We start from the raw sequence: 21,355 nt of genomic DNA, 5'->3' as shown, positions 1-21,355 counted from the left end.
GTTTAATGGCTCTCAGCTATGGATAACTGAGTGGGTTTTATTATACATAAACGATAATAATTATCAATACATAAATTAAATAAATTTACTGTATTTTTATAGTTATTTGAAAAATATAAGAAAAAAATAAATTTAAGTAACGGATAACCGATAAAATTTCCGTATCCAGTGTATTTAACAAATTTAAGCAGCATGTCAAAGCGCATTTAAATCCAGTATAATTATCTATTAATTCAAATCTTTAAATGCACTCAAACAATATGCAGAATACTTATCAAACCGTTGTGCAAGACCTGCTTGCTGCCAATCAGCTTTCTCCTGAGAGTTTGGCGAAAAGTCTCGGCATTATCGGTGCCAACAAGGTGGATTACGCCGATATTTATTGCCAACGTATGGCTTTTGAAAGCTGGCATTTGGAAGAGGGGATGGTGAAATCCGGCAGCTTCCAGATTGATCAGGGAATCGGTGTGCGCGCGGTTTCCGGTGAGAAAACGGCATTTGCTTACGCGGATAATCTGAATATGGAGAGCATTGCGCGTTCGGCTGAGGCGGTGCGCGCAATCGGTTTGGCCGGCGGGGAAGGGCGTGTGCACGTGCCTTTGCCTTTGCCGGTAAGCGGGAAAGCGGTGCATCAAACGGTTAATCCGATGCACAGTTTGGATTCTGCAGCCAAAGTTGAGCTGTTGAATAAAGTGGAGGCATTGGCCAAGGCGGCCGACCCGCGCATTGTGCAGGTAATGGCGGGGCTGACTTGTGAGCATGATTTGATTTACATCGCCCGTTTGGACGGCAAACATGCAGCCGATATCCGCCCCTTGGTGCGTTTGAGCGTAACGGTTATCGCCAAGCAGGGCGATCGGCGCGAAATGGGCAGTTGCGGCGGTGGCGGGCGTTTTGATTTGACTTATTTCAGCGATGAAGTGCTGAAAAGCTATGTCGATACGGCTGTTAAGCAGGCACTGATTAATTTGGAGGCGCGCCCTGCGCCTGCCGGCGCTATGAAGGTGGTATTGGGCAGCGGTTGGCCGGGCGTGCTGCTGCATGAAGCGGTGGGGCATGGTTTGGAGGGCGACTTCAACCGCAAAGAAACCAGCGCTTTTTCGGGCCGAATCGGCGAGCGTGTTGCGGCAAAAGGTGTTACCGTGATTGATCAGGGCGACATTGCCGATCGGCGCGGTTCGCTCAATATTGATGACGAAGGCAACGAAACCAAACGCAATGTTCTGATTGAAGACGGCATTTTGGTCGGCTATCTGCAAGACGAAACCAACGCCCGCCTGATGGGCGTGCCGGTTACAGGCAACGGCAGGCGCGAGAGTTATTCGGCTGCACCTATGCCGCGTATGACTAATACATTTATGGAAAGTGGCGGGCACGACCCTGAAGAAATCATTGCTTCGATCGATAAAGGCATTTACGCGGTGAACTTCGGCGGCGGCCAGGTTGATATTACCAGCGGTAAGTTTGTGTTCAGCGCTTCGGAAGCGTGGTGGGTCGAAAAAGGCAAACTGCAATATCCGGTGAAAGGCGCCACCATTGTCGGTAACGGCCCCGAAGTGTTGAAACATGTGAGCATGATTGGCAACGATATGGCTTTAGATAAGGGCATAGGCGTGTGCGGGAAAGACGGGCAAAGCGTGCCCGTGGGCGTAGGGCAGCCGACTTTGCGTATTGACGAAGGGCTTACCGTGGGCGGCAGCGAGACTTAACCGAACTAAGCGCCCGCAACAGCACAATGCCTGTCTGAAAAGATATTTTGGCTTCGCAGAAATCCGCGTTGCCCGTTTTCAGACAGGCATTGTGTTTCGCTATACAATATCGACACATCTACAAAGAACATTCCATCATGCACACATTCCGATTACACGAAACAGCGTTTGCCAAGCTGCCCGATATTTTCTACGCCCGCGTTAACACGGAGCCTTTGGGCGATCCTTATTGGGTGGCGCAAAACCACGATTTGGCAGCGGCATTAAATTTGCTTAATGATTTTTTCGACGCTCCCGAAACGCTCGCCATGCTGGCCGGCAGCGCGAAAAAATATGTGCCGCAGCCCTTGGCAAGCGTGTACAGCGGCCACCAATTCGGCGTGTATGTGCCGCAATTGGGCGACGGCCGCGCCGTGTTGCTGGGGCGAAGCGAAGACGCGCAAGGAAAGGCATGGGAATGGCAGCTCAAAGGCGCAGGCAAAACGCCGTTTTCCCGCTTTGCCGACGGCCGCGCCGTGTTGCGTTCCTCAATCCGCGAGTACCTATGCTCCGAAGCCATGTACGGCTTGGGCATTCCCACCACGCGTGCGCTGTGCATTACCGGCAGCAATGATGCCGTGTTCCGCGAAACGCCGGAAACCGCCGCCGTGGTTACCCGCATCGCGCCGAGCTTTATCCGCTTCGGCCACTTCGAATATTTTTACCACAAGGGCATGCACGAATATCTGCAACCTTTGGCCGATTTTTTAATCCGGTACCATTTTCCCGAATGCACACAAGCCGATCAGCCTTATCTCGCCCTGTTGCAAACCATTTCCGAGCGTACTGCCGACTTGGTGGCTGCATGGCAGGCTGTGGGCTTTTGCCACGGCGTGTTGAACACCGACAATATGTCAGCGCTGGGGCTGACCATTGATTACGGCCCGTTCGGTTTTCTTGATGCCTACGACCGCCGCCACGTGTGCAACCATTCCGATTCGGGCGGGCGCTATGCCTATAACGAGCAGCCTTATGTGGTGCATTGGAACCTGTCGCGGCTGGCATCCTGTTTTCTGCCTTTGTGCGAAGAAGCCGGCTTGGTGGCCGTGTTGGATGCTTTCCCCAATCTTTACCGCAATGCCTATCTGAAAAACATGCGCGCCAAGCTGGGTTTGCAAACCGAGCGCAAAGAAGACGAAGAATTAATCACAGATATGTTTAACGTGCTGCAAGGCCGCCGAGTTGATTTCACATTATTCTTCAGGCACTTGAGCGAAACGGGCAATACACATGGCGAACCCGTTCCGCCCAAACTTGCCGCCTTGTTCGGCGAACAAAATATGGAAGGGTTCACTTCGTGGTTGGGCGGCTACCGCACCCGTTTGCGGGCGGAAAACAGCGGCCCACAAGCGCGCGCCGCGCGAATGAATAGCGTGAACCCGCTTTATGTGCTGCGCAATTATCTGGCGGAGCAAGCGATTGAACAGGCCAAGCAAGGACACTTCGGCGAAATCGAACGCCTGCGCCGCTGCCTGGCCAGCCCGTTTGAAGAGCGGGCCGAGTTCGCCGATTTTGCCCAACCCGCGCCCGAATGGGCGGCAGGCATTTGCGTGAGCTGCTCAAGCTGAGACTTTCAGACAGGCATTTGGCCGGATAACCGGAATGCCTGTCTGAAGCCTTAACCGCCAACCCAAACCCACAATCATGACCGGTATTTTCGACGCATTTTTATTCGCACTCGGTGTGACGCTGCCGAACTTTCTGCTGCTGGTGTTCGGCTGGTATCTGCGCCGCAGCGGGCAGATAGATGCGCATTTTTGCGCACAGGCATCCAAGCTGGTGTTCCGTTACGGCCTGCCTTGCGTTTTGTTTGTCAGCCTGATGAAAAGCGAAGTGCATTATCAGGAGCAGCTGATGCTGGTGGCGGCAGGCGCGGTTTCGACGCTCGTTTTGTTTCTGGCCGCCGAGCTTTATGCTTGGAAAAGGGTGCCGCAACTCCGTGACAAAGGCGTGTTTGTGCAAGGCGTGTTCCGCAGCAACCTCGGCATTATCGGGCTGGCGTTTGTGTCCAATGCTTATGGCGCCCCGGGATTGGCTGCCGGTGCGGTGTACACCGGTGTGATTACCATTCTGTATAACATTTTGGCCGTGGTCACTTTGAGCCGTTCGGCTGAAGGTTCAATCGGGCGGCGGATAAAAGATACGGTCAAAAAAATCATGACCAATCCGCTGATTCTGGCCATTGTGGCCGCTATGCTGTTGCAGCGGTTTGACATCGCTATTCCGAAAACCGTGATGCGTATGGGCGGCTATCTGGCGGATATCGCCCTGCCGCTGGCTTTGATTTGCGCAGGCGCGACATTCGATATCCGCTCCGTTATCCATGCTTCGGATATTTCGATGCAGGCCAGCATAGGGCGGCTGATTGTGGCGCCCGTTGTGGCGGTGGCGGTCGGGTTGGCTTTCGGTTTCAGCGGAATACCGATGGGCGTACTGTTTCTGATGACGGCCACGCCGGTTGCGTCGGCCAGCTATGTGATGGCGAAATCGATGGGCGGCAACGATGTGGCGGCAGCCAATATCACCGGCATTACCACGGCGGGCGCTATTTTCTCCGCAGTGGCGGGGATGGTATGGCTGCGTTCGGCCGGATTGATGTAAGCGCGCTCATTAAAAATGCCTGTCTGAAAATATTCAGACAGGCATGGTTTTATTCTTCTTCTGTTTGTGTTTCTTCATTTTGAGGCTTTGGCAGGCGCGCAAACCATTCGGCTACCGTTTCATTTACCTCCTCAATGCCTTGTTTTTTCAGACTGGAAAAAAGCTGCACACTTACTTCTTGACATTCCATAAACGGTTTTAACGCTTTTTTGACAGAAGACAAGGTTTTAATCTGGTCGTTCTTAGATAATTTGTCGGCTTTAGACAATAAAATATGCACCGGTCTGCCGGTTGTTTCAAAAAAATCAAGCATCTGCATATCCAGCGGTTTGAGCGGATGGCGGCAATCCATAATCAGCACCAGCCCGATAAGTTCTTTGCGGGTTTGCAGATAGTTGCCTAAAAGCTGCACCCAATGCCTGCGTACCGCTTCGGGCACTTCGGCATAGCCGTAACCGGGCAGATCGACCATAAAATTGCCGTCGGATAGCTCGAAAAAATTGATATGCTGCGTGCGCCCCGGTGTTTTGGAAACATAAGCCAGCCGCACATGGTTGCACAGCGTATTGATGGCGCTTGATTTACCGGCGTTGCTGCGGCCCACAAAAGCGATTTCGGCCGGTGTGTCGGGCAGATCTTTCAAGTGGTTTACGGTTGTGAAGAATTTTGCATTTTGAAATAAATTCATGGCTATGGAAAAATACTGTAAATTTGGTATAGAATATCATATTTAAGATTAATCGGTTTGATTCGGGCAGAAATAAGCCCGTTGAGTATAGAATAAAAGGGTATTGCGGTTTGCAATGCTGTAATCAGGAGCATTTCCATGAAACGAATTACTTTGTTGGCATTGTCGGTATTGGCATGTGGAGTTACTGCCGCACCTAAAGCCGACGTTGCCAAAGGTAAAGAGATCGCAGCTACTTTGTGTTCGTCGTGCCACGCGACCGATGGTAACAGCGGCATTGCAACCTATCCGCGCCTAGCGGCACAAATGCCGAATTATATTGAAAAACACGCACGAGATATCCGTGATGGCAAGCGTGCTTGGGGTAATGCCGAGCAGATGCGTGTGTCCCCGGGTATTTCTACCATGACCGACGAGCAAATCCGCGATGTGGCCGCTTTCTTTGCTACGCAATATCCAAAAGCCGGCGAGGTTCATCCTAAAGAAAATCCCGAGCTGGGCGAGAAGCTGTTCCGCGGCGGTTTGGCTGAAAAAGGCATTCCGGCATGTATGTCCTGCCACGGCCCGAACGGCGCTGGTATGCCGGCGGGCGGCACCGATACTCTGGCTTTCCCGCGCATCGGCGGCCAACACAAAGAATATGTGGTGGAGCAGCTTAAAGCCTATCAAAGCGGTGTGCGCAAAAACGCTATGATGGAAGATATTGCCAAACGCTTGTCGGCAGAAGAAATGAATGCCGTGGGTAACTTCATTCAAGGTTTACATTAATTTTTAATGGGATAGTCAGGCTGCCTGTGCGGTTTTTCCGTGCAGGCAGCCTGTTTTGTAGTAAAATCCGATTGCTTAATCCACAATATTTTGATGTTGCAGAATCTTTCAGACAGGCATACACATAACAAATCCAATGCCTGTCTGAAACCGGTTTTCATATTGTTTTCCGCTACCGATAAAATGAACACGCCCAAAAAAACACCGCTTATCCGCCGACCGTGGTTTGCTTTTCTCAGCTCCATGCGCTTTGCCGTGGCGTTGTTGAGCGTGTTGGGCATTGCCTCGATTATCGGCACGGTGCTGCAGCAAAACCAGCAGGCCACCGATTATGTGGTGAAATTCGGCCCGTTTTGGTCGGAAATTTTCCGCTTTTTAGGCTTGTATGATGTGTATGCTTCAAGCTGGTTTGTGTTGATTATGCTTTTTTTGGTAATCAGCACGAGCTTGTGTTTGTGGCGTAATATCCCGCCGTTTATGCGGGAAATGAAATCTTTCCGCCTGCAGGCCAAAGCCCAGTCGTTGGCAGCCATGCGCCATAGTGTGGAACTGAACCGGAATCTCTCACCGGAGGTGGCGGCGCGTTATTTGGAAGTGCAGGGCTTTGTCAGTAAAACCGCCGAGCGTGAAGACGGCTCGGTAATCGTGGCGGCTAAAAAAGGTTCTGCCAATAAGTGGGGCTATATCTGCGCGCACGTTGCGTTGATTGTGATTTGCGTGGGCGGCTTGATCGACAGCAACCTGCTTTTGAAAATGGGCATGCTCACAGGCCGTATCGTGGCCGATGAAACTTCCATATTCGCCAAAGATTTCAAACCTGAAAGCGTGATGGGGGAGAACAATATCTCTTTCAGAGGCAATGTGAACGTTATCGAGGGGCAAACGGCGGATGTGGTGTTTCTCAACGCTGATAAAGGCATGTTGGTGCAGGATCTGCCTTTCAGCGTTACTCTCAAAAAATTCCATATCGATTTTTACAACACCGGCATGCCGAAAGATTTTGCCAGTGATTTAATCGTAACCGACCGTAACACCGGCGCCAAATCGGAACATACCATCCGCGTAAACCACCCGCTTACCGTTGACGGCATCACGATATACCAAGCCAGCTTTGCCGACGGCGGCTCGGATTTGAAATTCAAAGCATGGGATTTGGGTAATCCAAGCCGACAGTTTGCTGAGTTAAATGCCAAATCGATGGCGGCATTTCCGCTGAATTTGGCGGCGCAAAAATACCAGGTTGAGTTTGACCAATTCACAGCCATGAATGTGGAGGACATGAGCGCGCCTGCTGAAGGGGAAAAAGATTTCCGCAGCAAATTAAACGATGTGCGTGCCGTAAAGCAGGAAAAACGCTTTACCAATATCGGCCCTTCCATCATCTACCGCCTGCGCGACAGCGCCGGACAAGCTGTTGAGTATAAAAACTATATGCTGCCGATCAACCAAGGCGGATCGTATTTCTTTATCACGGGTACGCGCCAAGCTTTGGATCAGCAATACCGTTGGTTGCGCATTCCGGCAGACAATCAGGGCAAAATCGACACGTTCATGATGCTGCGCGAGTTAATCAACAACCAAGACGAGCGCGGCAAGATTGTGGCGCGTGCTGCGGAAGCCGCGCCGCAAGATGTGCGCCGGCAGTTCGGCCAGGCAGTCAACAACACTTTGGAACTGTTTGCGCGCAAAGGCTTCCCTGGCATTGAAGAATTTATTACCCAGGCATTTCCTGCCGGGCAGCAGGATAAAATGCGGGAGTATTATTATAAGATTGTGTATGGCGCGGTAAATGCCACGCTGGAGCAGGCCGTAGCGGATGGCAAACTGGTGGCTTGGGCGCCCGATAATGCGCGGGATCTTTTTGTGGCGCATGTTTTGGAAGCCTATTCAGGTTTGAAAGAATATCCCGCTCCTGTGTTGTTGCAGCTGAACGGTTTTAAAGAAGTGCGCTCTTCCGGCTTGCAGATGACCCGTTCACCCGGTGCTTCGCTGGTTTATCTGGGTTCGGTATTGCTGGTGCTGGGCACGATTTTTATGTTTTATGTAAGAGAAAAACGCGCTTGGGTGCTGTTTGACAAAGGCAAGGTACGCTTTGCGATGTCGTCCAGCCGGAATGAACGCGATTTAGAAAAAGAATTTCCCGAACACACTCGACATTTACAAGAATTGGCCGAGGATTTAAACCATGAATAACGCTACCAAAACCGTCAAACTGCCGCAGCATCGTTTGCTGCAAGAGCGCTCTTTTTGGCGCAGCCTGAATGTTGCCGATTGGTTGTTTGCCGCTTTTATCGTATTGGTTGCTGTGACGGCGCAGTTTAAAGTGCCGCACCAGATGGATGTTTATGAAGTGAGCATCTTGTGGGGCAGCGCTGTGGCAACTATTTTACTGGGCTGGTTTTTCAAGCCTATGCGCTGGTTTGTGCCGGTTACTATCGGTTTGGCTTATGGCGCGGTAATGCTGTATGCCGGTAATTTCGACAACCATGATAAGTTTTTGCTGCGCTACTTTTTAAGCAGCCAGTCGGCGATTATGTGGCAATGTGCCACCGTATTTTTGGCATGGTTTTGCTATATAGCCGGTGCGCTGGTGGCTTCAAAGCAGCAACGCAGCACCAATACTTTGCTCGGTATGGGCTCTGCGCTGGGCTGGGTTTCTGTGCTGGCGGGGTTTACCGGCCTTTTGGTGCGCTGGCATGAAAGCTATCTTTTGCGGCCGGATGCAGGACATATACCGGTGTCCAACCTTTACGAAGTGTTTATTTTGTTTATGGTTATTACGGCGCTGATGTATCTTTATTATGAAGCCAAGTTTTCCCTGCAACGTGCGGGCGCGTTTGTGTTTACTTTTATGGCGGGTGTAGTGTGCTTTATCTTGTGGTACAGCATTGCGCGCGAGGCGCATCAGATTCAGCCTTTGATCCCTGCTTTGCAGTCATGGTGGATGAAAATTCATGTGCCGGCAAACTTTATCGGCTACGGCGCGTTCTGTATGGCGGCGATGCTGGGTGTAGCAGAACTTGTGGTGTTGCGTAGAAACGGCGTGAGATGGCTGCCGGATGCGCAAACCATTGAGGAAGCGATGTATAAGGCGATTGCGGTGGGTTTCCTGTTTTTTACCATTGCCACGATTCTTGGCGCTTTGTGGGCGGCCGATGCGTGGGGGCGCTATTGGAGCTGGGATCCGAAAGAAACTTGGGCGTTTATCGTGTGGCTGAACTATGCTGTGTGGCTGCACTTGCGTTTGGTTGCCGGCTGGCGCGGCAAGGTGCTGGCTTGGTGGGCGGTTATCGGTTTGTTCATCACGGCTTTCGCTTTTGTGGGCGTGAACATGTTTTTAAGCGGCCTGCATTCTTACGGTACGTTGTAATAAAAATGAAGGGAAATGCCTGTCTGAAAGTTTGGGCTGAGCAGCAACTTGCGCTACCTTTTCAGACAGGCATTTTCTTCTTTGCCTTATCTTGCCCAAACTGTTAAACTCATATTTATTCAATTAACCCAAAGGCATACTTTACATTATGAAAGACGGAGAGCAGAGCAGTATTATACGCGCCTTCGTATATGCCCTATTTAGGCAGCCTGATTTCTTCAGGCTGCTTTTCGTTGTTTAAAAAAGGATATCAAATATCATGGATTTCAGTTGGTTGGCCGATCCGGTAACCTGGCTGGGCTTTGCGACTCTGATTGTGTTGGAAGTGGTGCTCGGCATCGACAATTTGGTATTTGTGGCGATTCTCGCCAATAAGGTAAAACCCGCACACCGCGACCGTGCGCGCGTAACCGGCTTGGTGTTGGCTGTGATGATGCGTTTGGTGATGTTGGGCTTTATGGTGCAGATGATGCGGCTGACCACGCCTTTGTTTGACATTAGTGGACATTCCGTGTCGGGCAAAGACATGATTATGTTTTTCGGCGGTTTATTTCTGCTTTATAAAGCCACCACCGAGCTGCATGAGCGGCTGGAAGGCATAAACCATTATGCCGTGGCCGAGCATCAGAAAACACATGCGCCTTTTTGGGGCGTGGTGGCGCAGATTCTGATATTGGATGCTGTGTTTTCGCTTGATGCGGTGATCACGGCGGTAGCGATGGTGCAGCATATTGAAGTGGCTATGGCTGCCGTGGTGGTGGCGATGAGCATGATGATTTGGGCCAGCAAACCGCTGACTGAATTTGTTGACAAACATCCTACCGTGGTAATGCTGTGCTTGGGCTTCCTGCTGATGATCGGTTTCTCGCTGATTGCCGAAGCATTCCATGTTGAGATTCCGAAGGGTTATTTGTATGCGGCCATCGGCTTCTCGATTTTGATTGAAATTTTCAACCAAATCGCCAGCCGCAATACCGACAAAAACGCATACAGCGGCCGGTCATGGCGGCAGCGTACTGCGGAAAATGTGTTGGGTATGATGGGCATACGCGAAAGCGTGCTGGCCAAAGCAGGCAGTGAATCGGAAGACGACACGCATTTTGAAGAAAATGAAAAATCCATGATACGCAGCGTGCTCACGCTGGCCGAGCGTCCGATTATGGGTGTGATGATTCCGCGCCGCGATATCGAGCGGCTGGATATTTCGCAAAGCAAAGAAGAGCAACGGGTTAAATTGCAGGAAACGCCGTATTCGCGTTTGCTGGTTGTGGGCAAAGCCGGGGTGGACGAGCCTTTGGGCTATATCAATAGAAAAGATTTGCTCAGCCAGATTTTGGAAAGCGGCGAAATCAATATTCAAGCAGCCATACGCCAGCCGCTGATTCTGCCCGACAGCACCACAGCGCTGGGCGCCATCGAGCTTTTCCGCAAAAGCAGCGCCGATTATGCTTTGGTGGTGGATGAGTTCGGCGCCGTGCTCGGCATGGTAACCATGAAAGACCTGCTTGAAACCATCGCAGGCGAGTTCCCTGAAGAATTTGAGCGCGAAGAAGAGCCTGCCCTGCAAGAGAATGCAGACGAAAGCTTTACCGTTGACGGCTCGCTCGAATATGTGGAGCTTGTGCCGCAGCTCAACCTGCCGCCGCAAGATGAAGATACCGAATACCACACGGTGGCCGGCCTGATTATGGAAGAGCTGCACACCATTCCCGATGTGGGCGACTTTATCAGCTTCCACGGTTGGCGCTTTGAGGTGATTGAAAAAGAAGGGCAGCGGATTGAGCGGGTGAAGATTACCAAGTTGCCGGAAGAATAAATGCAAGGCCGAATAAACCATGCCTGTCTGAAAGTGAGTTTTCAGACAGGCATGGTTTATTTTTTGTATAGTCAATCAACTTTAAGAAAAAGTGCGCACGTCATACTCGGGCTTGACCCGAGTATCCCTAAATTTACTGAAACTAAAGATACTCGGGTCAAGCCCGAGTATGACGGCAAAGTTACCACGTAAGTGGTTTTACTATGTATGACAGAAAAAAGTTGGGATTGAAGAAATGCCTGTCTGAAAAGGGGTTTTCAGACAGGCATAGGTTTACCTGTTCAAACAATTAGCACACGTCAACCAGCCAGCCGTGTTTGTCTTCAGCCGCACCGTATTGGATGTCGGTAACGGCTTTGCGGATGGCATAGCCGCGTTCTTGGCTTTGTACGGGGATTTCTCGGCCTTTGATGACAAACGAAGTGACCGGTGAAATCACGGCTGCGGTGCCGGTGAGGATGGCTTCGGCACCGTTTTCCACGGCGGCTTTCAGCTCGTCGACAGTGAAGTTGCGCTCGCTCACGGTGTAGCCCAAATCTTTGGCTACGGTCAATACGGAATCGCGGGTAACGCCGTGCAGAAATTCATCGGTAAGTGGTTTGGTGATGATTTCGTTGCCGTTAATCAGGGCGAAGTTGGATGCGCCGGTTTCCTGCACGTCGCCGTTGGGGCAGAACAAGACTTGGTTGGCGCCGTGTTCTTCTTTGGCTTTGAGCACCCAGGGCAGGGCTGAGGCGTAGTTGCCGCCGCATTTCACGCGGCCCATGTGCGGTGCGCAGCGCATGTGTTCGGTTTCCACCAAAAGCTTCATGGGGGAGCCGACTTTGAAATAGTCGCCCACGGGCGAGGCAAGGATGTAGAGCAAGGCGGTTTCGGAAGGTGTGCCGGCTTTGCCGATAACGGGGTCGGTGCCGATCAGGGTGGGGCGCAGGTAAAGGGCGGCAGGCGCGTCGGGCACTTCGTCTGCCGCGCGTTTAACCAGCTCTACCAGCGCGTTCAGATAGGCTTCGCTTTCGGGTACGGGCAGGTGCAGCAGGCGGGCGCTTTGGCGCATGCGTTCGATGTTGGCTTGCGGGCGGAATAAAACGATGTGGCCGTTTTGCTGGCGGAAGGCTTTGAGCCCTTCGAAACATTCGCTGCCGTAGTGGAGTGCGTGTGCGCCGGGGGATAAGGTGAGATCCTGTGCGGATTGCCAGCGCACGGGCTGCCATGCGCCGTTTTCATAAGCCAATACCGGCATTTCTTGGTGGAAGACGCTGCCGAATACGGCGGGAACGGTTCTGCTCATTGTTGTAACCCTTAATCGGAAATTCTCAAAGCTATAAAGATACGCTTTCAGACAGGGGTTTGGCAAGGGCTTGCCCGGAATTGGGCGGCTGTGTGTAGTCGGTTGTAGCGGGGAGGAGTAGAATGCCTGTCTGAAAGGCAGTTTGATTATTAATGAATGCCTCGCGGCACGTTGACGGAAGAGGGGAAACCGGCTTGAAATCGAGGTAGCCAAATGCTGAGAAAATATGGTTAATATATAAATATGATTTTGAGGTGTGTGGTAAAACGAGGATATGGATAGTGAGGCGGGCGGTCGTGAATGCCTGTCTGAAAGAATGATATGAAACCTTTTAGCCGTTTGTTGGGTGCTGCCGTTTTTTTAGTGGGCGTGTTTGCGTTTTTGCAAGTGTATGCCGTGCAGGCGATTCTGCCTTTACTGGTGCGGGATTTGCAGGCAACGGAAGTGCAAGCCGGATTGGCGGTGGGGGCGACTGTGTTTGGTGTAGCTTTGATGTCGCCGTTTATGGGCATGCTTTCGGATGCCGTTGGCCGCAAGGTGTTTATCGTGGGCTCGCTGTTTTTTCTGGCGCTGCCTACCGCGCTGCTGGCGGGTGTGCAGTCGATTGAGCAAATGATGGCTTTCCGTTTTTTGCAGGGCTTGGCCGTGCCGGGGATTACGGTGGTGCTGATTGCCTATATCGGCGAAGAGTTTAAAACGTCAATCATGACGCGCCTGATGGCGTTTTATGTGGCGGGCACGGTGATGGGCGGCTTTATGGGGCGCTTTATGCTGGGGCATCTGAGCGAGATGATGGGCTGGCGCTCTGCGTTTTATGTGATGGCGGCGCTCACTTTGAGCAGCGCGTTTTTTGTGTGGAAGCAGCTGCCGGCATCGCGCCGTTTTGTGCCCAAACCTCATTTTAAAACAGCCCTGAACACGCTTTCTGGCCATCTGCACAACCGTTATGTGATTGCCGCTTGCTTGCTCGGCGCCTGTGTGTTGTGTTCGCTGGTGGGCTGCTTCACCTATATCAATCTGCATTTGGCCGCGGCGCCTTATCAGCTCAACAGCGCGGACTTGGCCAATCTGTTTTCCGTTTATTTAATCGGCATGGTGATAACGCCTTTGTCTGCCAAACTGATCAACCGTTTCGGCAGCGCGCGCACCATATTGATGGCGGTGGGCTTGTCTATGGCGGGCATGCTCGGCACGCTTGTATCGCCGCTGGCGGCTGTTATCGGTGCGCTGGCCTTGATGTCGTCCGGCGTGTTCATCACGCAGGCGGCTACCATCAGCTATATCGCGGCCAACGTGAAAGAGGGCCGTTCTCTTGCATCGGGGCTTTATTACATGGCTTATTACAGCGGCGGAACCATCGGCGCCTGGCTCTGCGGGCTGGCTTATGCGCACAGCGGCTGGCAAGGCGTGGTGTGGGTGCTGCTGGGCGTGCAAACCGCAGCTTTGCTGATTACCTTCAAAGGCATGTTGAGGCCTGTCTGAAAACCCTTGCCGTACTTTTTCAGACAGGCATGCTCTACACGCCGGCGCAAATTAAGTTATGATGCACCTTAAGTTTTCATCAACACGCACACTTATGCAGCCCACCATTTTCATTGCCGATCTCCACCTTTCCGACGACACGCCCGAGCTAAACCGCTTATTCTTACAAGCCTTAGAAAGCTGGCGCGGCAAAACCGGTGCGCTCTATATTCTCGGCGACTTGTTTGAAGTATGGCTGGGCGACGACATTCTCAGCGAAACCGCGCGCCAAACCGCCGCCGCTTTAAAAGCGTTCAGCCAAACCGCGCCCGTATATTTTATCTGCGGCAACCGCGATTTCCTGCTCGGCAAGCGTTACGCCGAAGCGGCAGGCATGACGCTACTGCCCGAAAACCAAATCATCGAACTTTACGGGCAAACTTATCTGATTACCCACGGCGACGAAATGTGTACCGACGATATTTCCTACCAACGCTTCCGCCGCATCATCCGCAACCCGTGGTTGCGCAAAGCCTTGCTCTCCCTGCCGCAAAGCCGCCGCCGGAAAATCGCCGCCAAAATCCGCACCGCTAGCAAACAGAAAAAGCAGCAAATGGGCCGGACAGCGATTTCCGACGTTACCGAACAAGGCGTGCAGGCCGTTTTAAGCCGGCATCCGCAAGCTCAGGCCATTATCCACGGACACACACACCGACCGCATGTGCACGGGCATGTGTTCAACGGTAAAACGGTGAAGCGTTATGTGTTGCCGGATTGGCATGGTGTGCAGGGCGGGTATTTGGTGGTGTCGCCGGAGGGGGCGGAGATGGAGGTATTGGATATTGCTGGATAATAAGGAATTTAATTGGATATATTTATATACGGAGAAAAATAATGTTGTTGTATCAATGCATTGATTTATTAAAGATTTTTATTCCTATAATGGCATTTGTTTTTACCATTTATAAATATAAAAAAGAAATATCACATAAAACAGCTATACAAGATTTTGAACAAATTAGTAAATACTTCTCAGGGGGTGGTTTAGATACATTAAAAAAACATTCTACTCTTGCAAAAGATGCGGCTTGTGAAACAGTTTCTTTCTTTAAAGGAAACAAGTTTATAGAGATAGAAAGCCTTTTGGAAGGAGATATACATTTAGATGAATTAAGAAAAATAATAAGCCTCAAAAAATCTAGAATCATTTTGTTTGATTCGAAGAGTGCTAAAATGCAAATTAGTCCAGACTATAAGAAAAAAATTTTGGTTGGATGGACTAAAAATGCTAAATGGTATGAAAGAGTTTGTTGGTTTTTTCTAATAATTTATGTAATGGTGTTGGTATTTGTATCAGTCAAGTTTTCTTGGACTGAAGACTGGTTGGGGATCATGTCACTAGTATTATTAGTGGGAATGTGGGAGATACCGATGTTATTGAAAATAGAAAAAAGAAAACAAGTGGAATGGTTTGAATACGAGAAAAAGCAAAATTTATCAGAAGGTTTGTTCAAAAAATTTTTATCGTCATAAATTTGTTTCTTTGGTATTTAATTTGAAAGATTGAGAGTCACGGAAAATAATAGTCGAATCCTTCTTCTCTGAATAAAATACTGTCGGAAAGCTGGCTCATTTTTGAATCGAAGCTAAACTTCAATTCGTTTTAAAGCAAAATAAACCATAAAGTTTTAAATCTTGTTTGATCAAAACATAAAGTGTATCACATTGTAGTTCAGTAAATCGTAGGTGCATCACAGTGTATTAATACTACCAACAACCTCTTCAGACAGGCATTTCCTATCCATGCCTGTCTGAAAACCACCCTAAAAAATATCTTGCGCAGCCTAAGCCAAAAGCCCGAAAACCGTTTAAAATGACCGGCGTTCAAACAACCGGCCCCGATGGCGGGTGTTTTGCTCTAAATACAAAGGAAAAATCATGGATTTCAAAGATTTGTTTAACCAAAACGAATTTGCATCACGCCACATCAGTTTCAAAGACGAAGCGGCGCTATTGAAAGCGCTCGGCGAAAGCAGCATGGCCGGTTTTATCGACAATACCGTGCCGCAAAGCATCCGTATGCCGTCTGAACTCAATCTGCCCGAGGCCTTGAGCGAGGCCGACGCGTTGGCGAAGCTCAAAGGTGTGGCGGCGAAAAACAAGGTAAACAAAAGCTATATCGGCTTGGGCTATTATCCGACCCGCCTGCCGAATGTGATTTTGCGCAATGTGCTGGAAAACCCGGGCTGGTACACGGCTTATACGCCTTATCAATCGGAAGTGGCGCAAGGCCGTTTGCAGGCTTTGTTGAACTTCCAGCAAATGTGTATCGACCTTACCGGCTTTGAAGTGGCGGGCGCGTCGTTGTTGGACGAGGCGACGGCGGCGGCCGAGGCGATGGCGATGGCCAAGCGCGTGGGTAAGTCTAAATCGAATCAATTTTTTGTGGACGAGCGCGTGTATCCGCAAACGCTCGACGTGATGAAAACCCGCGCCAAATATTTCGGCTTTGAGCTGGTGGTAGGCGATTTTCAGACGGCCTCCGAAGGCGATTTCTTCGGCGCGCTGTTCCAATATGTCGGTAAAGACGGCGATGTGCGCGATTTGGAAGCCGTGATAGGCCGTCTGAAAGAAAAAGGCGTGATTGTGGCGGTGGCGGCCGACGTGATGAGCTTGGTGCTGCTGAAATCGCCTGCTTCTTTGGGCGCGGACATTGCTTTGGGCAACACCCAGCGTTTCGGTGTGCCGATGGGCTTCGGCGGCCCGCACGCGGCTTATTTTGCGTTTAAAGACGAATTCAAACGCTCGTCGCCTGGCCGCATTATCGGCGTGTCGAAAGACGCTTCGGGCAAACCTGCGCTGCGCATGGCTTTATCGACCCGCGAGCAGCACATCCGCCGCGAAAAGGCGACTTCCAACATCTGCACCGCGCAAGCTCTGCTGGCCAACTTGGCGGGCATGTACGCGGTTTACCACGGCCCAGAAGGTGTGAAACGCATTGCCAACCGCATTCACGCGCTGGCGGCTGCGTTTGCCGACGCGGTGGTTTCAGACGGCCTCAAAGTGGTGCATGAAGTGTTCTTCGATACCGTGGCCGTAGATTGCGGCGCGAAAGCCAAAGAGATTTATCAGGCCGCCTTAAACGCGGGCTACAACCTGCGCCAAGTGAGCGAAAACGTGTTGGCCGTGGCATTCCACGAAGAAACGTCCGCCGACGATTTTGCCAAGTTGGTGGAACTCTTCACCGGCAAAGCACAATGCCTGTCTGAAAAAGCCTCGAGCAAACTTTCAGACGGCCTCTTGAGAAAAGACGCCATCTTGCAACACCCCGTGTTCAACAGCTACCACACCGAACACGAAATGCTGCGCTACCTGAAAAAGCTGGAAGAGCGCGACTTGGCGATGAACCGCAGCATGATTTCGCTCGGCAGCTGCACCATGAAGCTGAACGCCACCAGCGAAATGCTGCCGATTACATGGCCCGAGTTCAGCAGCATCCACCCGTTCGCCCCGCGCGACCAAGTGGCGGGCTACATGCAGATGCTCACCGATTTGCAGGATCAGCTTAAAGCCATCACCGGATTTGACGCGATTTCCATCCAGCCGAACTCCGGCGCGCAAGGCGAATACACCGGGTTGCTGTCTATCCGCCGCTATCACGAAGCCAACGGCCAGCCTAACCGCGACGTGTGCCTGATTCCCCAATCCGCGCACGGCACCAACCCCGCCACCGCACAAATGCTCGGCATGAAAGTGGTGGTTGTGAAAACCGATGAAAAAGGCAACGTCGATATTGAAGACTTGAAAGCCAAAGCCGCCGAACATCAACAAAACTTAGGCGCGCTGATGATTACCTATCCGTCCACCCACGGCGTGTACGAAGAAGGCATCCGCGACATCTGCACAATCATCCACGACCACGGCGGCCAAGTGTATATGGACGGCGCAAACATGAACGCCCAAATCGGCATCATGCAGCCCGCCGAAGTGGGCGCGGACGTGTTGCACATGAACCTGCACAAAACCTTCTGCATCCCGCACGGCGGCGGCGGCCCCGGCATGGGCCCCATCGGCTTGAAAGCGCATCTCGCCCCGTTCGCCCCGAGCCACACCGTATCGCCCGTTGAAGGCGCAACCGACGGCATGAGCGCCGTATCCGCCGCACCTTACGGCTCCGCCGGCATCCTGCCGATTACTTGGATGTACATCACCATGATGGGCAAAACCGGCATGGAACAGGCCACCCAATGGGCATTGCTGAACGCCAACTATGTCGCCAAAGAATTGAGCGCGGACTACCCGATTCTCTACACCGGCAAAAACGGCCGCGTCGCGCACGAATGTATCGTCGATTTGCGTCCGCTCAAAGCCGAAAGCGGCATCACCGAAACCGACATCGCCAAACGCCTGATGGACTACGGCTTCCACGCCCCCACCGTGTCATTCCCCGTGGCCGGTACGCTGATGATCGAGCCGACCGAAAGCGAAAGCAAAGCCGAACTCGACCGCTTCATCGCCGCGCTGAAGTCCATCAAACAAGAAGTGCTGAACGTACAAAACGGCGTATGGCCGAAAGACGACAACCCGCTGGTAAACGCCCCGCACACCGCCGCCAACGTAACCGACGGCGAATGGACGCATCCCTACACCCGCGAAGAAGCAGTGTTCCCGCTGCCCTATGTGCGCGAAAACAAATTCTGGCCGAGCGTAAACCGCGTAGATGATGTGTACGGTGACCGAAACTTGGTCTGCACCTGCCCGCCGATGAGCGCGTATGAAGAGTAAGCTTTAGTCTGATGTGAGAAGCTAAGTTGAATGCCTGTCTGAAAAAGTTTCAGACAGGCATTTTGTTTGGTAATTCTATAGTGAATCAACTTAATAATGAGTGTCCTGAAAACTTTTTTGATTCGGTTTGGTCGGATAAAAGTATTCAAAATGAATATGTAGTATCTGCCCGAATAAGAAAGCGATCAGCGCATGGCTAAATACGAGGTTAAGGGCATATTGGAAAATTTAATCAAACCGTTTTAATTTTTTGGGAGATTTCATCATGGCAGAATCAAAGAGAATTGATTTAACCAATTATTACAATCCACTTGTAGGAAAAATCACTTTACATCCTAAAACTGCTTTAAACCATTATCTGTGGAACTCACCAACAGAGCCAAATTGGGATGATATACGTAATAATTTGGATGGTAATAAGTGGAGAACTGGGGAGAATGCGAGCAGAAAAGTAATTCAACTTGATGCTAGCGAACATATGACGGTAGGTCCAGGACGTTTTGTTTCTGCCGTAGATTTTCAATATTTTCGTGATTTTTTCAATCATAAAGATTTAGCTCCGGGTACATATACTGTTAATGGTAGAAACGGTTCGAATAATTTGGATAATATATTAGGAGGGGAGAATGCAGCAGATGGCCTTTCCGTCAATTTTTATCAATACACTCACCCATTAGGTACGGATTTTGTAGAACGTGCGTTTGTATTTGGTAGCGAAACATATGAGGTTACTGCAGACAATGCGAACAAAGATCTTTTGTTTATAGTTCATGATGATGGCAGTAAGGAAATTAGGGGGCTAAAAATCACGCCAATAGAGCGCCCAGATGTGGATGAAAATGGGAATATTCAAGGAGATGATAATTTCGATTTTGAGAGCAGCACTCTAGGGATTCAACAGGTAAATAACGGTTTAAAAGTGGAATTGGATCCGCTTAAGACAGGCATAACGGTACCAATTGAGTATACGGGTGATGTAGATGCACTTACTATCACTGGATCTGACTTTTATCAATTAGAGGATAAAAAAGCGGCTTATACACTTGCTAGATTAGCTGTAGGAGATAAGGGTTATTTGTCGTCTGCTAGTGCTTTAAAGCCAATTTTGATGAGCTCGGAGTTCTATACAAAAGTGTTTAATGAGCTGGTGTGGCGGGAAGCTAAAGAAAAAGCTGAAGATATACGGGAGATATTAGAAAAAATCAGAGAGTCGGTAAACGGCCCGATTGTTATTGATCTTGACGGTGATGGTGTGGAAACAATCTCATCGAATGAAGGTATCAGCTTCGATCATGATAAAAACGGTTCTAAAGAACAAACCGGTTGGGCAGGTAAAGATGACGGGCAGTTAGCGATGGACCTGAATCGAAACGGTAATATTGATGATGGTGGCGAGCTGTTCGGTAATAATACTCTGCTAGCTGATGGTAAAACTAAGGCAGCCGGCGGTTTTGAAGCTTTGGCGCAGTATGACAGCAATGATAACGGTTTGATTGATGAAGGCGATGAGCATTGGAATGATTTGTTGGTTTGGCAAGATGTTAACTCAGACGGTGTTGCCGGTGAGGGAGAGCTGAAATCATTGGGTGAAACCGGTATTGTGTCTATTAACCTAGATTACGATGAAACGGGTAAGCAGGATGAAAATGGAAATCTTCATAAGCAAAGTTCTTTAGCAAATTGGCGTGATGGCAATACTACGGATACAGTAGACGTTTGGTTTAGAGCGGAGAATTTTGCCAATGCGCCTGTTAATAAATTTACGCATACTGAAGAAATCGATCATCTACCGGAGGTAATTTCGGTAGGGGATATCTATAATCTACGTGACGCTATGACGCAAGATGAAACCTTGCTGGCACAAGTGAAAGCGTATATTTCTGATCCGACGCAAGAAAAATTGGAAGATTTGGTTTATCAGTGGACAGGTACGGTTGGGGTCGAGCCGAAAGGTGAGCATAAACATGTGGATATGCGGAAGCTGGCTGTACTGGAAAAGCTGGTAGGTGAATCGTTGGATATAAAATTGAGCAAGGATACTGGCAAAAAAGTGGAAGAAGTATTTGACCAGTTTGCGGACTATGTAGCTGGAAATATCAAAATTCAAGGGTTATATGATAAACAGATTGGCGGTCAAATGTTGACTGCTGATGCAGATGGTAATATTTCTGCCGATTGGCTATCTGTCAATTTGCATATGGACAAATTGCTGATGGAAAAAGATATTGAGAAGGCTTCAGAGATGGCTGAGGCAATTGCTGATGCGCTGACGTATAACGATCAGCTTTCCGAATATATGATAGGTGCAGCTCAAGGATTTACGGCGGCAATATCTCACTACGGCGAAGTTGCCGACCTGAAAAAACTGGCTGAATTAAACGGTACGGTCGGAGACGACGGCAATAATCATCTGAAAGCCGGTTCGGAACACAATATCCTTTTGGAAGGAGCCGTATTGTTTGGCGACGAGGGTAACGACAAGCTCAAGGGTGGTAAGGATAATGATGTTTTAGTAGGCGGTGCCGGCAATGATAAGCTGGAGGGTAAAGGCGGTTCCGACCTATATGTTTTTGAAAAGGATTTCGGCAAGGATAAAATTGATTCGGATGACGATGATGACGGTAGCGACGTTATCCGCTTTGCCGAATACTTGCAGTCTGATTTAAACTTTGTCCGTTCATCCGATAATTTGGTTATTACCACAAAAGAAGGGGATAACGCTCTGAAGGTTGAGGATTTTTTTGAAGACGGTAAAGATGGTGCATCAATTGATTCAATTGTTTTTGCCGATTATTCTTTCCTTGATAAGAATGCAATTAAAGATCTTGCA

General features: G+C 50.1%; 15 protein-coding genes. 13 read left to right on the top strand and 2 right to left on the bottom strand.

Annotated features, from left to right (window positions below; all coding sequences use genetic code 11):
- Positions 1 to 260: 260 nt before the first annotated feature.
- From tldD to HMPREF9370_RS00160, 3 genes are all read left to right on the top strand, one after another.
- The gene (gene tldD, locus HMPREF9370_RS00170) at positions 261 to 1,709 is read left to right on the top strand and encodes a metalloprotease TldD (RefSeq protein ID WP_040666705.1); all 1,449 of its coding nucleotides are present in this window, start codon (positions 261 to 263) and stop codon (positions 1,707 to 1,709) included.
- 137 nt (positions 1,710 to 1,846) lie between these two features.
- Positions 1,847 to 3,316, top strand: coding sequence for a protein adenylyltransferase SelO (locus tag HMPREF9370_RS00165; protein ID WP_009115182.1), 1,470 nt, complete (start codon positions 1,847 to 1,849; stop codon positions 3,314 to 3,316).
- A 76-nt stretch (positions 3,317 to 3,392) separates the two neighbouring features.
- Positions 3,393 to 4,349 (top strand): AEC family transporter, encoded by a 957-nt coding sequence (locus HMPREF9370_RS00160; protein ID WP_009115181.1) that lies wholly within the window; start codon positions 3,393 to 3,395, stop codon positions 4,347 to 4,349.
- A 49-nt stretch (positions 4,350 to 4,398) separates the two neighbouring features.
- Here the strand turns inward: HMPREF9370_RS00160 and yihA are convergent, their stop codons facing one another.
- On the bottom strand, positions 4,399 to 5,037 hold the full coding sequence (gene yihA / locus HMPREF9370_RS00155) for a ribosome biogenesis GTP-binding protein YihA/YsxC (protein ID WP_009115180.1): 639 nt from the start codon (positions 5,035 to 5,037) through the stop codon (positions 4,399 to 4,401).
- 138 nt (positions 5,038 to 5,175) lie between these two features.
- On the opposite strand from yihA, the gene HMPREF9370_RS00150 reads away from it, so the two are divergent.
- The 5 genes from HMPREF9370_RS00150 (at position 5,176) to HMPREF9370_RS00125 (ending at position 11,183) form a co-directional block, all read left to right on the top strand.
- A complete protein-coding gene (locus tag HMPREF9370_RS00150) occupies positions 5,176 to 5,805 on the top strand; it encodes a c-type cytochrome (protein WP_009115178.1) in 630 nt (209 codons plus the stop codon).
- A gap of 243 nt (positions 5,806 to 6,048) precedes the next feature.
- On the top strand, positions 6,049 to 7,998 hold the full coding sequence (locus HMPREF9370_RS00140; RefSeq protein ID WP_040666701.1) for a cytochrome c biogenesis protein ResB: 1,950 nt from the start codon (positions 6,049 to 6,051) through the stop codon (positions 7,996 to 7,998).
- On the top strand, positions 7,991 to 9,175 hold the full coding sequence (gene ccsB / locus HMPREF9370_RS00135) for a c-type cytochrome biogenesis protein CcsB (RefSeq protein WP_009115176.1): 1,185 nt from the start codon (positions 7,991 to 7,993) through the stop codon (positions 9,173 to 9,175). The genes HMPREF9370_RS00140 and ccsB overlap by 8 nt, the downstream gene beginning before the upstream one ends.
- A 259-nt stretch (positions 9,176 to 9,434) precedes the next feature.
- The gene (locus HMPREF9370_RS00130; RefSeq protein ID WP_009115175.1) at positions 9,435 to 10,991 is read left to right on the top strand and encodes a TerC family protein; all 1,557 of its coding nucleotides are present in this window, start codon (positions 9,435 to 9,437) and stop codon (positions 10,989 to 10,991) included.
- Positions 10,992 to 11,183 (top strand): hypothetical protein, encoded by a 192-nt coding sequence (locus tag HMPREF9370_RS00125; RefSeq protein WP_009115174.1) that lies wholly within the window; start codon positions 10,992 to 10,994, stop codon positions 11,181 to 11,183.
- Between the two features lie 97 nt (positions 11,184 to 11,280).
- Here the strand turns inward: HMPREF9370_RS00125 and ilvE are convergent, their stop codons facing one another.
- Complete coding sequence (ilvE, locus tag HMPREF9370_RS00120) at positions 11,281 to 12,279, bottom strand: branched-chain-amino-acid transaminase (RefSeq protein ID WP_009115173.1); 999 nt, start codon at positions 12,277 to 12,279, stop codon at positions 11,281 to 11,283.
- A 321-nt stretch (positions 12,280 to 12,600) separates the two neighbouring features.
- Between ilvE and HMPREF9370_RS00115 the strand changes: the two genes are divergently transcribed.
- From HMPREF9370_RS00115 to HMPREF9370_RS12155, 5 genes are all read left to right on the top strand, one after another.
- Positions 12,601 to 13,761 carry an MFS transporter gene (locus HMPREF9370_RS00115; protein WP_009115172.1) on the top strand — a complete coding sequence of 387 codons (1,161 nt, stop codon included), beginning with the start codon at positions 12,601 to 12,603 and terminating at the stop codon, positions 13,759 to 13,761.
- Between the two features lie 94 nt (positions 13,762 to 13,855).
- Positions 13,856 to 14,593 carry a UDP-2,3-diacylglucosamine diphosphatase gene (locus HMPREF9370_RS00110; RefSeq protein WP_009115171.1) on the top strand — a complete coding sequence of 246 codons (738 nt, stop codon included), beginning with the start codon at positions 13,856 to 13,858 and terminating at the stop codon, positions 14,591 to 14,593.
- Positions 14,594 to 14,634: 41 nt separating this feature from the next.
- On the top strand, positions 14,635 to 15,273 hold the full coding sequence (locus tag HMPREF9370_RS00105; RefSeq protein WP_009115170.1) for a hypothetical protein: 639 nt from the start codon (positions 14,635 to 14,637) through the stop codon (positions 15,271 to 15,273).
- Positions 15,274 to 15,678: 405 nt separating this feature from the next.
- On the top strand, positions 15,679 to 18,525 hold the full coding sequence (gene gcvP, locus HMPREF9370_RS00100) for an aminomethyl-transferring glycine dehydrogenase (RefSeq protein ID WP_009115169.1): 2,847 nt from the start codon (positions 15,679 to 15,681) through the stop codon (positions 18,523 to 18,525).
- 265 nt (positions 18,526 to 18,790) lie between these two features.
- A partial coding sequence (locus tag HMPREF9370_RS12155) for an SPM autocatalytic domain-containing protein (RefSeq protein ID WP_009115167.1) occupies positions 18,791 to 21,355 on the top strand: 2,565 nt, incomplete at its 3' end.

Source organism: Neisseria wadsworthii 9715 (genome assembly GCF_000227765.1).
In the GTDB taxonomy this organism is placed as follows: domain Bacteria; phylum Pseudomonadota; class Gammaproteobacteria; order Burkholderiales; family Neisseriaceae; genus Neisseria; species Neisseria wadsworthii.
The sequence above is the reverse complement of the archived record's forward strand: the minus strand, read 5'-3'. Positions and strand labels throughout refer to the sequence as shown.

Coding starts and splice junctions, on each gene's coding strand:
- tldD (WP_040666705.1), top strand. CDS start 261: ATGCAGAATACTTATCAAACCGTTGTGCAAGACCTGCTTGCTGCCAAT.
- HMPREF9370_RS00165 (WP_009115182.1), top strand. CDS start 1,847: ATGCACACATTCCGATTACACGAAACAGCGTTTGCCAAGCTGCCCGAT.
- HMPREF9370_RS00160 (WP_009115181.1), top strand. CDS start 3,393: ATGACCGGTATTTTCGACGCATTTTTATTCGCACTCGGTGTGACGCTG.
- yihA (WP_009115180.1), bottom strand. CDS start 5,037: ATGAATTTATTTCAAAATGCAAAATTCTTCACAACCGTAAACCACTTG.
- HMPREF9370_RS00150 (WP_009115178.1), top strand. CDS start 5,176: ATGAAACGAATTACTTTGTTGGCATTGTCGGTATTGGCATGTGGAGTT.
- HMPREF9370_RS00140 (WP_040666701.1), top strand. CDS start 6,049: ATGCGCTTTGCCGTGGCGTTGTTGAGCGTGTTGGGCATTGCCTCGATT.
- ccsB (WP_009115176.1), top strand. CDS start 7,991: ATGAATAACGCTACCAAAACCGTCAAACTGCCGCAGCATCGTTTGCTG.
- HMPREF9370_RS00130 (WP_009115175.1), top strand. CDS start 9,435: ATGGATTTCAGTTGGTTGGCCGATCCGGTAACCTGGCTGGGCTTTGCG.
- HMPREF9370_RS00125 (WP_009115174.1), top strand. CDS start 10,992: ATGCAAGGCCGAATAAACCATGCCTGTCTGAAAGTGAGTTTTCAGACA.
- ilvE (WP_009115173.1), bottom strand. CDS start 12,279: ATGAGCAGAACCGTTCCCGCCGTATTCGGCAGCGTCTTCCACCAAGAA.
- HMPREF9370_RS00115 (WP_009115172.1), top strand. CDS start 12,601: ATGAAACCTTTTAGCCGTTTGTTGGGTGCTGCCGTTTTTTTAGTGGGC.
- HMPREF9370_RS00110 (WP_009115171.1), top strand. CDS start 13,856: ATGCAGCCCACCATTTTCATTGCCGATCTCCACCTTTCCGACGACACG.
- HMPREF9370_RS00105 (WP_009115170.1), top strand. CDS start 14,635: ATGTTGTTGTATCAATGCATTGATTTATTAAAGATTTTTATTCCTATA.
- gcvP (WP_009115169.1), top strand. CDS start 15,679: ATGGATTTCAAAGATTTGTTTAACCAAAACGAATTTGCATCACGCCAC.